Origin of the sequence: Peribacillus sp. TH14 (assembly GCF_016651145.1) — a bacterium.
Classification (GTDB): domain Bacteria; phylum Bacillota; class Bacilli; order Bacillales; family DSM-1321; genus Peribacillus; species Peribacillus butanolivorans.
Genome location: NZ_JAEKEK010000001.1, coordinates 1 through 12,411, shown reverse-complemented (window position 1 = coordinate 12,411; position 12,411 = coordinate 1). Strand labels below are relative to the sequence as shown.

Here is a 12,411-nt window from a genome sequence, read left to right as displayed (position 1 = left end):
CGGGTGATTATCGGGCAGTATTTTAATTCTAATGGATTTACCAGCTTCCCGATTATTGCCCGAAAAAAAGTTTCCACTAATCAATTAAATAAATCCATAGTTTTGCAAAGGGATTTTTATAAATCTGAACTTTTGATAATGGATTATTTCAAAACTCCTGAGGGTCGACAATTATATGAACTTTCCTTACCCGAATTAGAAAGCATATTTGATACTGAAAAAGCAAAAGTGAGGAAAATACATGACTAATAAAAAGAAACGTCATTTGTGTAAATCTTTACTACCGGGCTTGTTGCTTTCTCTTGAAAATTAGACGGAACCAAACAAACTGTATCAAAACTGCAATAATTACACCGACCAGAGTATCTGTCATTCTATCTATGGCATAATGTTTCGTTTGGTGTTCAAGTACAAAGACAAATAATATCGTGAGTGCGACTTGATGAATTACTGTTTTGTTAAATTTTAACCACTGTGTGATATAACATCCTAAAAGAATTAATAGTCCTAAATTCCATCCATTTATACTCATATGTCTTGCAATGAGTACAATTACGGAAATACCAATCATGGTTCCAATTACACGTTGTATGGATCGTTGGACCGTTATGTCAATTGTTGATTGAAGGCATAGGATGACCGTGAGTGGAGCTAAGTAAGGATGATCAGAACCCAATAGTTTTGATAATTCCCAGGACAGAGTAGAACCTATTGCCATTTTCCATATTAGAATTGAAAAGTTCTTATTTGGAACTTCGTGTTTTTTTGTTTTCATATTCACCTCGGTGTAATATTCTACCTTTTTATAGAATCCTTCCTATGGTGAATTTTTATGTATATAGATTAATTGTTTTTTTATGTAGTTGAACAAGCCTAAGAAGAAAAAGAAGGTGACCAAAGTATGACGCTGAAAGGGAAACGTCAGGAAGAAGGGTATTAATGTCCAGGCATATGCAGCCGATTATTATACGTCGTCAAAGGAAGTATGACGTTGAACAAGATATCAAGGATTTAGAGGCGAGAGGATTTGAGGTTATTTCTCCTCTTAAACAGCAAAATCCTCAATCTGAAGTGCTTCATAATCTTTCATTCGAACAGAGGAGATTCAAGGTAGAAGATTTTTCTTCTCCTTGGATTGCTAAGTTAAGAAGAATCGAAGAGTAGACACAAACTGTGCAGTAAAAAAGCCAATTAGAATTTTCCAATCAGCTCCTGTTTTTTAGATTTTTACCGGTTTCAGTACCCGCATTGAAAATAGATACTACCATAATAAAGAAAAAAAGAATTTGTATTGCTGAGTTGGCTTTCCAATATCCCAAAAAATTCATGAACACAAGAATGACAAATAAAAGAGCAGTAACTATGGTTATAAAAAGGCGTACGTTAAGAGACATTTTATTCCCTCCTTATATATGTAAAATATATTTATAAAAAGGTTACCATGATAAAGTTGGTTTTAAAACCATTAATTGATTTTATTACTGCACAGTTCGAATAAGCCATGCATTAGGCAATTAAGGAGGGTGCTAAATTGAAGTACATTTGCAATGATTGCATATTAATTATTGAAATCCATGGGAAACTAGCTCCTCGTAAGAAGGCCCATTGTCCAAATTGAGGGGATAATGTTGCTACGGAAAATTACATTACGCCTTTAAATAAAACAGCAATTGGAGAGCAAAAACATTATAGAAATTATTATTGGTAAACAAAGAAATGGTCCCATTGGAACCATATCACTTGCATTCATCAAAGAATATGGGGTGTTCCTCAATCTGGAGCGCAGACATGACGGTTTGAGAGCTTTATCATGAGTCCGTCAAAAACAAGCATACATCACTCCGTTTGTTGATTGAATTTCTGGTATACGAAAAAAACACGGTCAACTTTACTGACGATAAATCAGTACTCGATCTTTTTTTAAAGGAGAATAATAGGCCGAGAATGAATGAGTTGTTGAAAGAATATCAGAAAAGTATTTATGGGTCAGCTATATGATGCTGCACAATCTCAAAACCAAATGAAACGGAATTTTGTCTTGGGAAAGTTGATAGCACTTGAAGTGACTAACTCCCATCACGGACAGTCCATTGAATTACTGGATTATGATGATTTGAAATATGAGTTAGTTCTAGCAGAGTATAAAGAAATCAATGCAACCAGTGACGCTAATAAGTGGTTTTAGGAGGAAAAGCAAATGTTAAAAATTATTGATTTAAATACTTTCGCAAAAGAAAGATAGGGGGTGGATCAAGTGGCATAGGAAGCGAAAATTAGTTTAGAAGCAAATATGATTTATATTGTGAGCAACCGAAAACTCACTCCGATGATTCTACCAATTGGAGTTTTCGGGGAAACAATGATTATGTGGCAAAACGATAATGCTGTTCCAAAAGAGAGCATCGGAAAATCAAAGAACCAAATCGATTAAAAGAATGCTTGGATTGCGTTAAAGTGGCTGAAGAATAGTGGACAATGACTGTGAAGGAAGAATGTAGAAAAAGTAACTTCCGGAATATAGGATCAGTTTGATATGGATTTTTGATATTTGTACAACCACTTATCTAACTCTTGACTAGATTTAATCGTTTCGGGATGAGAAAGTCCTTTTAAGGTTCCAATTTCAATCAAATGGGCTCTCAAGCAATCAATATTGCTTTTCATTTCATTAAGGGATAACACTTCAGTTTTCAAAACCTTTCTCTTGTTCATTTGTAATAATCTTCAAAAAATAAAATCAATAGGTAATATTATAGATAATATTTAACAAAGAGACAAGAGTTTTACAAAATCTTATCAAACAACTATTAACTAGACCCTTATCATTATTGACTGGACCTCATAAGTATAGGGATAAAATTACCGTACAGTATGAATAAGCGACCCATATTCCTCATTTTTGAATTAATAAAATATGAAAAAGAATGTAACGAAGTAGGTGAATTGATATATTCAAACTGTGAGAGAAGGAGAAAATTAATAATAAAAGCCCCAAATAGGGGCTTAAATTTAATATCTGAATGGCATCGGCGGACAACAAGGATTATGTGGCATTCCACAAATAATGTTTTGAGTGCAACACTCATTCACCACAGATTGTGTATGCGGGAAATAATGTTTATACGTGTTCACATGCTTATTCACGGTTGTAGTATGTGAAGGATGAACAACAGGTATCACCGTGTTCGATACATTCGTATTAACAAATTGCTTTGTAGGTGAAATTTGAGGTGGATCATACTGAGTAGGAAAAGTTTGTGGCGGACAATATTGTGGTGGACATTGGCCGCAGTTTGTAGAACCCCATGATTTATTATACATTTCAAAACCTCCAATTATTATTTTATAAACCTTTGATAGTTTATGAACTGCAATAATAAATGGACTAGTATTAATGCCTCTTTTCAATACACCTACATTGAAAAAGCTAAATTTATATTGCACATATACAATTTCTATATGATAATATTGCGCAGTTCGAATTAACTATGACGATATGTAACAGCATTCCAAATGTATCTAATCCAACATTTTGATGCGTTTAAAGCTAGACCACACTTATGCAGACAAAATCTGTGAGATAAAGTAATTCAGTTTTCCGGCCTTTATGCGTCTCTGATAATTAATCACAAATAAAAATAACATCAGTTAACAGTAAGATATCGCACTGTATTTTTTCTAACCGTTAAATCATTGCATTTGTAATAATCATCTATATTTATTATTGGTTTCATTTTCGGTAAAATAGCTATTTTTTTCTTACTAAATTAACAGGTGCAAGAGGTTAATAGGGGGCTGCTGATGCACTGACTCTTTTACACGAATCGAATATGCGATTTTTGAGGATACTTTCACAGATGTGACCGTTAAAAATTTTACTTTTAACCGTTCCTTCAAAATGAACGATATTATTGACCTGGAATACAGTAATAAAAAGCTATCAACTATGCTTGATGGTCTATATGCCGAATATGGGGAACTATTTAGTAGAATCGTAGAATTTTAGAAACGCAAGAATCAGATACGTGGTGTGGTTCATATAGAGGCTGTCAGTGATAAAACGGAATAAGGGCAGGAAAAACTACAGAATTATATCAACAAGATTTATAGAGCTTTCTCCGGAAAGTCCGTGGCTATAGTTACTCAACAAAAAGGCTTTAAATACGAGGAAATGAAGAATAGTCAATCACAAAGTGTGGACGAGGTAAATAAGGTTATAGATGGTTTTCTCGACCAAGTTGCAAAAGCGTTGGGCCTTATGTGGCAGCAGTGTTTACCAAGACATTTGAGGACGGATCTAAAGAGTGGGTGGGCTTACAAAAGGAATGTTCATATGTTCTAAAATTTCCGGTAAAACCAAAGAAGAAAACGAAGAATTTGATAATGAAGAAATAACTGGAGAATTTATGGAGCGTTATGTTCAAGGGGCTGGAAAATCCTGTTCGGAGCTGACAAAAAGGTGAAACAGACAACCGTGATTCTCTATTCCAAAAGATATTTGGCAAGCCTTATCCAGGAAAAAATGAAGGAGAGCAAGGTGTAGTTGAAGGATAATGTCAAACTTTAAAGCTGTTGTAGTTGAAGATATTCCCGCTAACAGATTAGTAGTATTAGCAATCGAAGATAAAGAAAATGAAATTAATATTCGTTTAGCTTAAGAAAGAGAACCTGACTTTTTAGTAACAAGAGCGATCAAAGAAGGCGAAACTGTCTATGTAACTATTAAGAAAAGAGAAACGTGGAAGGTCGAAGCGTGAGAAGACATTCAAGCAGGTGTTTCTGTTGAAACTGGTGAAGATGGAAAAATCCTTGAAGCTCTTGGAGAAGAGGCGCCTCCTATCAGCGGATATTCAATAAATGCGGAAATTGCAGGGGAGGTTGTAAGCTATGTCCGTAATGTAAAGGACGGAGGAGAAGGTGTTCCGGGTCCGCAAGGCTCAAAGCGACAAGGGTGCTGATGGATCCCGACGGAAGAACAGTGGAACGAAATAGTAGCGAGAGTAGAGACACTAGAAGGATAAAGAGCTGGAATACTCCTGCTATATCTTTATTTAATTTAATGCTCTATTAAATGATGTTGTTGAATAACTTGTCCTCAAAAGGGTTTGTATATTCATCTTCTGTCAATAATGGTTATGAAATCACAAATGAGCTGAGTAAGCTAGAAAAAAGGAAAAAAATTTTGCTCTTCTTTGTTTTTTTACCGTTTGTATATAACTTACCGTTTTGTCGTGAAAGGAACTTATCAAAATGCTCGAGAAGGGTAAAATCGGAAGCCGTCAACTGACGATATTAGTGATATTATATACGGTTGGTGATTCTATTTTAGTTATTCCCTCCATTGTCGCTTCTGAAGCAAAACAAAATGGTTGGGTTTCTGGTATTTTTAGCGTGGCGATAGCACCGTTATTGGTTGTCTTTTTATATGACGCTTTAAGGAAATGCTATCCTGATTTAACATTAGTGGAATACAGCCAAAAAATTTTGGGTAAGTGGCTGGGAATAGCGATTTCGCTTCTATTTATAAGCTACTTTTTTATAACCACAGCGACTTACCTGAGAGAAATTGGTGATTTTATGACAAGTCAGATTATGCCTGAAACTCCAATTCAAGTGATCATGTTTCTTTTTATGAGTATCGTCCTCATGTCCGCACGTCTCGGTTTGGAACCTTTGGCCCGAAGCGCGGAAATATTGTTTCCTTTTGTTGTAATACTTTTATCATCATTGATGATTCTTCTATTGCCTGAGATTAAATTTCAAAATCTGCAACCCGTCTGGGAGGGAGGAGTGAAACCAGTTATACGGGGGTCTATACCATTTATTGTCTTTCCCTTTATAGAACCGGTTGCGGTTCTGATGATCCTCCCGTTCGTGAGTCAAAAAGACAGAATAAGAAAAAGTCTGTTTGTCGGTCAATTGTTGGCTGGAAGTGTTTTGATCATAATAACAATGTTAGCCATTCTTGTTCTTGGTGTCGATTTAACAGCAAAAGAAATTTATCCAAGCTATAAATTGGCTCAGAAAATCAATATCACTAATTTCCTGACGAGGCTGGAAGCAATACTAGCCATAATATGGTTCATCACAATTTTTATTAGATTTAGTTTGTTTTTTTATGTGACCGTTTTAGGTCTGGCACAAACGTTAAAATTGCAAGATTATCGTCCTTTGGTTTTTCCATTTGGTATGATTTTGATTGTCTTTACATTGATTATGGCACCCAATACCGTCTATTATAGTAACTTTATTTCAGACATCTGGCCTTTTTATGCAATGACATTCGGGTTTCTGTTACCATTGTTATTACTAACAATCGCCAAAGTTCACAAAAAATGATGGACCAAACTAAGATTGGGTATTATTTGTTAAGTAACTTCTGTGGAATTCTGTAATTTTTACACAAACCATCCATGAAAACCTTTATAGTTATCTTAACAATAAACGCTATTAGAAGATTAGGTGTTATACCATTAAAGGGCGCAGTTCTTTAATAAGGCATGCTTTCCTTATTGAACTAACAGTTGAAATAGTTCCACAGGATGAACTAAAGAAGACCACAATAAGTGGTCTCTTTTTATTTGTTCAAAAATCAACATCAATGTTTATCAAATCTTTAAAAAACGAAGGGATGTTTTGAAATGGCAAATTTAAAAAGAAACATGATCGAATTGGTAAAGGAAGTGAAGGAAGGTGAAATTGAAACGGGAAAGTATACAGAATGTATTAATACTTGGGGAGGTGAACTTAGGGACCGTGTGGAAATTGAGGATAATAGGATAACTGGTCGATTTATCGACATCCTGCCTAGAAGAGGGGAAGACATAGGTAAACGGTGGGAAATCGATAAAGACATCCTATCTATTACGGAAAACAAGAAGCAGAATTCCACGAATGTACATATCTCTAGGTAATGAACCTAAACATCCTACTTATCTTTACATAATCTAAATCAAATAAAGAATTGGGGGAATTACTAAAAATGTATGATTTAATAATAAATGAAGATATAAATGCAAATTATTTAAGAAGAATTGCTGTTGGTGTTGGTGGTATTGGTCACATCGGAGGTTTTGGTCATGTCGGAGGTTTTGGTGGTGTTGGTCACGTTGGTCACGGTAGTGGTGTTGGAGGTAGTGCTGGTGGAGCTCCAGTTGGAGGTGGAATTCCTTTTGAAGAAGGTCTTGCTGCAGGAGCGTTGTTTGCAGGACCCTATTATGGTGGCTATGGATATGATGGTTATGGATATCCAGGATATGCTCCCTACCCCTACCCATACCCCTACCCATACCCATACTCATACTACCCTTATTGAGAAAAGAAGTTAGTGGCTAAGAGCAACTATGAGAGAGCGAATATGAAATTGTATAGATACTTCTAATTTTAAGGCCCTTCTCATTAGAGAGAGGCTTATTTCTGTTTAAAAAGGCAAATCATCCTCAATTATAGGCCTACCCTTCTTAATTAACTCCGTAATATCATTGTCTCCGTTATAAACCACTTTATCTATCCTGAAATCTTTACTAGAACCAAATTCATTTTGAATCTGTTGAATCCACTCGTAGGCTGCAATTGCAGCGGCCCAATCAGGAGCTTTCTTAAATCCCGAATTAGCGACTGGGGAATCCTCCAAATCTGCAAAAAATTAGTTTCTTTTGTATGTAAGTACCATCTATATTTAACATTCATATTCCCATCAATCAATGGCCTGTAATAACGCCAAGTAATAAAATTAAATAACCATAAATAATGTTAAGTTCAATGGAATGCAATTTCCTTAATTGGGGAAGAGATTTTTTTACTTTCTAAAGAACGTGTGCTCGTTTGTAATGATTAAAAAGGGAGGTCCTCTTAAGATGTCTATTCGTGACCGAGGAATTCTAAAGTGGCAAGTAGCCTTAATTTTACCTGAGCATAAAGCATTTCAAAAGCAAATGAACGAAGACTATTTTAGACAAGAAAAACCAATTCTTGATGATTATCAAAAAGAAGAATATGAAAATCAAATTCATTACTCGATGGAAAACCATTTGCCGATAAAGTTTCAATTATATAATAAGAGGTTTCCTAGAGAATTACAGGGTCATAGTGTATACATATACTCAATTAATAAATTGTTACATATTCAAAAGAAAGATAATTCATTTGAATATATTCAGTTTGATGAGGTTATTGGTGTGATCGTAGAGGATTAAAAAAAGTCCTTCTCATAGTTGAGAGGAGCCTGTTTTTCTGTTAAAGAAGGTTGTGAATTTTCTGCTTGACCATTGGCGCAGATTCTTCTGTAGCTCTTTGAAATATAGGTTAAACAAATTTATGCTATAACTCTTGATAAACGTACAAAAGCATGTTTTGAGAAAAGATTGTTTATTTTTGTGTTCCTTCATCAACTCGAACAAATCATATTTGCACCAGAACCCATTTGCTAGTGAGGATATAGCAATTTTAGTAGGTTGATTAACTGATTATGAGTCTGAATTTCCTGGGGCAGCACTTAAAGTGTTTTAAGCTAGAATACACTTGTATAGCGTCAGACTGTATGTCCCACTTGTTCCTGCGGGCATTTGAATAACAAAAGAAATCGGATTTTGTACAGTTTTACCAATCGTATTTCCTGGTGGTACTGGCCCGATCGTAGTTGTAACAGGAGCTGTTGATGAATTGACTGTACCTGTTACAGTTGAAACGCTTGCAGCAGAATTAAAAATCTCAAAAGTCCCTTCAATGTAAGCACCAACGGGAGCAGTAAATACCGTCTCATCTACTACTCCAATTGTTGGACCATTAAAATTACCACAAATGCTTTCTTGATATCTGAGCAGGAGGACAACAAGAGTCACTAAAACACATTGTATATTTCTCCTTTCGAAAAATTTTTTCCAGATACGTTTTATCTGTGCGATACTTAATCTTCATTCCTGTAATAGAGTATGAAAGATTTATAGAAATTTCTTATATATCTTGTCCGTTTTAAAAGATATAGAGTAATAACTTAGAAAAAGGTATTCCTTTATATCTTTATTACGCTAGAACACGCTTATACAAATTGATACAATATGACCCACTATCTCCAGCACCTGCTGTAATAGTAAAACTAGTAGGTTGATTAACTGATTGTGAGTCAGTATTTCCTGGAGCAGCACTTAAAGCTATTGCTGGAGTTGATGTCCCCGTAGCCGTTACTGTAGCCGTACTAGAAGCTGAGTTGAAAATTTCAAAAGTTCCTGAAGAATAAGCGCCTGCTGGAGCAGACCATATTTCAACACCTGCTAAAGGTCCGTTAAAATTACCACAAATTTTTTCTTGAAACACCTGTGCAGGAGGGCAGCAACCTCCGTTAATTCCATTTGAACCACACATTATGAATTCCTCCTATTTACTATTAAACAGCTTGTATTAGCCATTCAGTATTATAGAATGTAAATTTTGCAATCTTGCAACTGACATGAGTGTAACATTTGCTGAATTATTTTTATTTCATTAAAAGAACTAGAAAAGGTGGAAGGCAATTTCCCTTAAAAATGAGGAATACAGGGGAAGGATAAAGAATAGAATAGAACCCCTTGAGGTCTTATTTATCTTTTTTATGTTTACGTTGGTCATCACAAATAACAGGAAAGCATACTTCCAAAAAATATTTCCCCTCAGTTCTCCCTGTGTCTATCCTAAATACGATAATCGATTCGGCAGCATCTACTGTTGCTGAAAGCGTATTGCCAGAAGGAACGGAGAATTCAACTGGGCTTCCATCATTTCGAATCACGAGAACCTGAACCGATGCAGTGCTCATAGCGCTATTGAATACAGAGATTGTTACGGTAGCGTCCATCGCAATTTTCGCTTTCCAAATTTCTAGACTCGGAACCTGCTCGGTCAATAACAGATTACCACATGTGCTATTGCATACAATTGGTACTGACATTTCTGTAGGTACATTTACTTTCACTTTGATTTTTTTCTCGACTTTGCATTTGCATTTTTTGTGCCCACAAACTCTACATTTTTTATGCTTGCATCTGCATTTACTGTGCTTGCAATCTGAACATTTTTTTTGTTCACTCAAATTACTAGCACCTCCTAATTCAAGTTACTATATTTCTATTAACATACTGGACAAGTTGCCTGTACTTATAGCTCGAACAATGGTTTTATGATTAAAAATGGGACTACTTTTGGCGTATTTATGGGAATCACGTTACTTCATTTAAAATGTTTGCTATTGGATTAAGTGATTTGCTTCAAAAATGGAGGTTGCTGAATTTATAAAAACAAATCATGAAGACCTATAGGTGAACCCATAAAAAACATTAGGTGATCCGAAATATAATTGACAACCATCTGACCACATAATAAAAATTAAAAGGTGAAAAAACTTAATGGGAATTTGTATACAATCTATCTAATACCTTATTAAATAAGCATATATGTATCATTCTGAAAAAGTAAGAAAGGCGAAGATATGTTCCGCACATAAGTTCACCCATGAGAACGCGAACAATATATGTCAACTTATTAATAACTAAAACCCTTGGCGCCTTTCGTGTCAGGTTTTTTTATTTTGTGGGCAGATTTTCCGGAAATATATTAAATAGATAATTGCCCATCGATTGCCCACCAACGTGAGCAAAAAAAATACATCAATTATTCTATTGATGTATCAGTTTGTAGACAAAAGGGGTTCGGAATGTTTTAATTCCGGACCCCTTTTGAAATTCCCTTTGAATTTTGCTCAAGAATAAGAGATTGGGCCTCTACGAGCCCACTTTATTAAGCCATTCTTGGACCTTGCCATGTCCAATTGGCTATCTTCTTTAAATTCATGGCAGCGAAAGTAAGCATCGCCTGCATCGACAATTTTTTAAGTCCCCTTAAAGTAGTCCAACGCATACCATGCTTTTCTTTTGCATCTGCGAATACACGCTCTATTGTTTCTTTACGTTTCGCATATATAGGTTTTACATCCTTGTGATGACGCAGATGATCTGCTTCTTCCATATAATTTTGCCAGATATGGCGTGTCACCACTTTTTGATTGTCTTTGCTTACTGTACACTGTGATAAAAATGAGCATGTCGCACAAGTGTGTTTGGGTGATTTGTACTCGCGATAGCCCTCTTTATTTGTTGTTGAGTACTTTAAAATCTCGCCCGATGGGCAGAGATAACAATCAAAATGTTCATCGTAAACATAGTCATGCTTGCGAAAGAACCCTTCTTTTGTTCGTGGACGTGTATAGGGTAAAGCTGGTGTGATTTCTTTCCCAAAAAGGTAGCTTGTAATGGCTGGTGTTTTGTAAGTCTGCATCTGCGGCAACAGCTTCAGGTTTTCCAACTTTCTCAATCACTTGTTCAACAAGAGGCTCTAAGATATGACTATCATGCGTATTTCCCGGTGTTACAATCGTCCCCAGCACAAAACCGTTGCGGTCCGTGACCGCATGAAATGAATAGGCAAACTGTTTTGTTCGTTCATCTTTTACATAGTAGCCACTCTCAGGGTCAGTTGTACTTTCTTTAATTTCTTTGGTTTCTTCTTTATCAAATTTATCCGGTGGAAAAGGCTTCTTTCCATTGTTTTCACGATCTTGATTTATTTCTTCTTGAAGGCGTCCTTGATATGCTCGTGTTTCCTTACGAACGATTTTCTTTTCGAATTTTCGCTTATTCGCACTGGCTTTCACATGTGTTGAATCAACGAATACGTGCTCTGCACTTATTAACTTTCTTTCTGAAGCTGTCATTAAGATACGATAAAAAATCCGTTCAAACAGGTCTGTATCTTTAAAGCGACGCTCATAATTTTTCCCGAACGTTGAGAAGTGAGGTACTTTATCATGGAAACCGTAACCTAAAAACCAACGGTAAGCCATATTCGTTTCAACTTCTTCAATCGTTTTACGCATCGAACGAATACCGAAGGTATATTGAATGAATGTCAATTTAACTAAAATAACTGGATCAATACTTGGGCGCCCTATCTCTGAATACATATCTTTCACCAAGTCATAAATGAAAGTGAAGTCAATGGCCCCCTCAATTTTACGAACCAAATGGTTCGCTGGCACCAGTTGATCCAAAGTAATCATTTCAAGTTGATCTCGCTGAATAGAATTATGTTTCGAAAGCATCGTCATCACCTCAAGTTTTAATACTTCTATATTAAAACAAAAAGGACTGTAGGCAAAAGTGGTTATATCTAATTGTTAAAACAAAGTTGATTGGAACGGAAGGTGCGAGACTCCTGCGGGAAATGCGTGTCCAAGGGAGACCCCACAGGCGCAAAGGCGCCGAGGAGGCTCCCTGACCGCCCGCGGAAAGCGAGTGCCTGGAGTGGAAATCAACGTCGAATTTTTACAACCCCTCAAAAAAACTGTAGACAAACTCGATTTTCATCGAGTTTGTCTACAGTCTG

17 protein-coding genes and 2 pseudogenes are annotated in these 12,411 nt (G+C 35.9%); 10 read left to right on the top strand and 9 right to left on the bottom strand.

What is annotated here, in order from left to right; translation table 11 throughout:
• Positions 1-3 precede the first annotated feature (3 nt).
• Positions 4-249: a Fur-regulated basic protein FbpA gene (locus JFU50_RS31690; RefSeq protein WP_309558917.1), complete on the top strand. Its 246-nt coding sequence runs from the start codon at positions 4-6 to the stop codon at positions 247-249.
• Between the two features lie 31 nt (positions 250-280).
• On the opposite strand, the gene JFU50_RS00095 is transcribed toward JFU50_RS31690, so the two are convergent.
• On the bottom strand, positions 281-775 hold the full coding sequence (locus JFU50_RS00095; RefSeq protein ID WP_201181293.1) for an FUSC family protein: 495 nt from the start codon (positions 773-775) through the stop codon (positions 281-283).
• Between the two features lie 164 nt (positions 776-939).
• On the opposite strand from JFU50_RS00095, the gene JFU50_RS00090 reads away from it, so the two are divergent.
• Positions 940-1,164 carry a hypothetical protein gene (locus JFU50_RS00090; protein WP_201181292.1) on the top strand — a complete coding sequence of 75 codons (225 nt, stop codon included), beginning with the start codon at positions 940-942 and terminating at the stop codon, positions 1,162-1,164.
• Between the two features lie 41 nt (positions 1,165-1,205).
• On the opposite strand, the gene JFU50_RS00085 is transcribed toward JFU50_RS00090, so the two are convergent.
• The gene (locus JFU50_RS00085; protein ID WP_098177535.1) at positions 1,206-1,394 is read right to left on the bottom strand and encodes a hypothetical protein; all 189 of its coding nucleotides are present in this window, start codon (positions 1,392-1,394) and stop codon (positions 1,206-1,208) included.
• Positions 1,395-1,664: 270 nt separating this feature from the next.
• Between JFU50_RS00085 and JFU50_RS00080 the strand changes: the two are divergent.
• The 3 genes and pseudogenes from JFU50_RS00080 to JFU50_RS31325 all read left to right on the top strand — a co-directional run.
• A pseudogene (locus JFU50_RS00080) lies at positions 1,665-1,814 on the top strand (DnaB-like helicase C-terminal domain-containing protein); the annotation flags it as partial.
• Between the two features lie 167 nt (positions 1,815-1,981).
• On the top strand, positions 1,982-2,185 hold the full coding sequence (locus JFU50_RS00075) for a hypothetical protein (protein ID WP_201181291.1): 204 nt from the start codon (positions 1,982-1,984) through the stop codon (positions 2,183-2,185).
• 117 nt (positions 2,186-2,302) lie between these two features.
• On the top strand, positions 2,303-2,431 hold the full coding sequence (locus tag JFU50_RS31325) for a hypothetical protein (RefSeq protein WP_274606901.1): 129 nt from the start codon (positions 2,303-2,305) through the stop codon (positions 2,429-2,431).
• 92 nt (positions 2,432-2,523) lie between these two features.
• On the opposite strand, the gene JFU50_RS00065 is transcribed toward JFU50_RS31325, so the two are convergent.
• Together JFU50_RS00065 and JFU50_RS00060 are read right to left on the bottom strand one after the other, a co-directional pair.
• The gene (locus JFU50_RS00065; RefSeq protein ID WP_098177536.1) at positions 2,524-2,712 is read right to left on the bottom strand and encodes an aspartyl-phosphate phosphatase Spo0E family protein; all 189 of its coding nucleotides are present in this window, start codon (positions 2,710-2,712) and stop codon (positions 2,524-2,526) included.
• 297 nt (positions 2,713-3,009) lie between these two features.
• Entirely contained in the window at positions 3,010-3,321 is a 312-nt protein-coding gene (locus tag JFU50_RS00060) for a CotD family spore coat protein (protein WP_201181289.1), read from the bottom strand.
• Positions 3,322-4,129: 808 nt separating this feature from the next.
• Here JFU50_RS00060 and JFU50_RS30390 point away from each other — a divergent pair.
• The 4 genes from JFU50_RS30390 (at position 4,130) to JFU50_RS00035 (ending at position 7,315) form a co-directional block, all read left to right on the top strand.
• Positions 4,130-4,342, top strand: a complete 213-nt coding sequence (locus tag JFU50_RS30390) for a hypothetical protein (protein WP_201181286.1) — start codon at positions 4,130-4,132, stop codon at positions 4,340-4,342.
• 908 nt (positions 4,343-5,250) lie between these two features.
• Positions 5,251-6,339: a GerAB/ArcD/ProY family transporter gene (locus tag JFU50_RS00045; protein ID WP_201221168.1), complete on the top strand. Its 1,089-nt coding sequence runs from the start codon at positions 5,251-5,253 to the stop codon at positions 6,337-6,339.
• Positions 6,340-6,641: 302 nt separating this feature from the next.
• Positions 6,642-6,914, top strand: coding sequence for a hypothetical protein (locus tag JFU50_RS00040; RefSeq protein WP_201181282.1), 273 nt, complete (start codon positions 6,642-6,644; stop codon positions 6,912-6,914).
• 68 nt (positions 6,915-6,982) lie between these two features.
• On the top strand, positions 6,983-7,315 hold the full coding sequence (locus JFU50_RS00035) for a hypothetical protein (RefSeq protein ID WP_201221166.1): 333 nt from the start codon (positions 6,983-6,985) through the stop codon (positions 7,313-7,315).
• Positions 7,316-7,420: 105 nt separating this feature from the next.
• On the opposite strand, the gene JFU50_RS00030 is transcribed toward JFU50_RS00035, so the two are convergent.
• Positions 7,421-7,633: a hypothetical protein gene (locus tag JFU50_RS00030; protein ID WP_201183530.1), complete on the bottom strand. Its 213-nt coding sequence runs from the start codon at positions 7,631-7,633 to the stop codon at positions 7,421-7,423.
• A 223-nt stretch (positions 7,634-7,856) separates the two neighbouring features.
• On the opposite strand from JFU50_RS00030, the gene JFU50_RS00025 reads away from it, so the two are divergent.
• The gene (locus tag JFU50_RS00025) at positions 7,857-8,195 is read left to right on the top strand and encodes a YolD-like family protein (RefSeq protein WP_201221164.1); all 339 of its coding nucleotides are present in this window, start codon (positions 7,857-7,859) and stop codon (positions 8,193-8,195) included.
• 309 nt (positions 8,196-8,504) lie between these two features.
• On the opposite strand, the gene JFU50_RS00020 is transcribed toward JFU50_RS00025, so the two are convergent.
• From JFU50_RS00020 to JFU50_RS00005, 4 genes and pseudogenes are all read right to left on the bottom strand, one after another.
• Positions 8,505-8,840 (bottom strand): S-Ena type endospore appendage, encoded by a 336-nt coding sequence (locus JFU50_RS00020; protein ID WP_201181276.1) that lies wholly within the window; start codon positions 8,838-8,840, stop codon positions 8,505-8,507.
• 181 nt (positions 8,841-9,021) lie between these two features.
• Positions 9,022-9,360 (bottom strand): S-Ena type endospore appendage, encoded by a 339-nt coding sequence (locus tag JFU50_RS00015; protein WP_201181274.1) that lies wholly within the window; start codon positions 9,358-9,360, stop codon positions 9,022-9,024.
• Positions 9,361-9,571: 211 nt separating this feature from the next.
• Positions 9,572-9,922, bottom strand: a complete 351-nt coding sequence (locus JFU50_RS00010) for an S-Ena type endospore appendage (RefSeq protein WP_201221162.1) — start codon at positions 9,920-9,922, stop codon at positions 9,572-9,574.
• An 845-nt stretch (positions 9,923-10,767) separates the two neighbouring features.
• Positions 10,768-12,127: pseudogene (locus JFU50_RS00005) on the bottom strand (IS1182 family transposase).
• Positions 12,128-12,411 lie beyond the last annotated feature (284 nt).

What these genes read in the sequence shown, in the direction of transcription:
- JFU50_RS00095 (WP_201181293.1), bottom strand. Translation starts at nt 775, where the DNA reads ATGAAAACAAAAAAACACGAAGTTCCAAATAAGAACTTTTCAATTCTA.
- JFU50_RS00090 (WP_201181292.1), top strand. Translation starts at nt 940, where the DNA reads ATGTCCAGGCATATGCAGCCGATTATTATACGTCGTCAAAGGAAGTAT.
- JFU50_RS00085 (WP_098177535.1), bottom strand. Translation starts at nt 1,394, where the DNA reads ATGTCTCTTAACGTACGCCTTTTTATAACCATAGTTACTGCTCTTTTA.
- JFU50_RS00075 (WP_201181291.1), top strand. Translation starts at nt 1,982, where the DNA reads ATGGGTCAGCTATATGATGCTGCACAATCTCAAAACCAAATGAAACGG.
- JFU50_RS00065 (WP_098177536.1), bottom strand. Translation starts at nt 2,712, where the DNA reads ATGAACAAGAGAAAGGTTTTGAAAACTGAAGTGTTATCCCTTAATGAA.
- JFU50_RS00060 (WP_201181289.1), bottom strand. Translation starts at nt 3,321, where the DNA reads ATGTATAATAAATCATGGGGTTCTACAAACTGCGGCCAATGTCCACCA.
- JFU50_RS00045 (WP_201221168.1), top strand. Translation starts at nt 5,251, where the DNA reads ATGCTCGAGAAGGGTAAAATCGGAAGCCGTCAACTGACGATATTAGTG.
- JFU50_RS00040 (WP_201181282.1), top strand. Translation starts at nt 6,642, where the DNA reads ATGGCAAATTTAAAAAGAAACATGATCGAATTGGTAAAGGAAGTGAAG.
- JFU50_RS00035 (WP_201221166.1), top strand. Translation starts at nt 6,983, where the DNA reads ATGTATGATTTAATAATAAATGAAGATATAAATGCAAATTATTTAAGA.
- JFU50_RS00025 (WP_201221164.1), top strand. Translation starts at nt 7,857, where the DNA reads ATGTCTATTCGTGACCGAGGAATTCTAAAGTGGCAAGTAGCCTTAATT.
- JFU50_RS00015 (WP_201181274.1), bottom strand. Translation starts at nt 9,360, where the DNA reads ATGTGTGGTTCAAATGGAATTAACGGAGGTTGCTGCCCTCCTGCACAG.
- JFU50_RS00010 (WP_201221162.1), bottom strand. Translation starts at nt 9,922, where the DNA reads ATGTCAGTACCAATTGTATGCAATAGCACATGTGGTAATCTGTTATTG.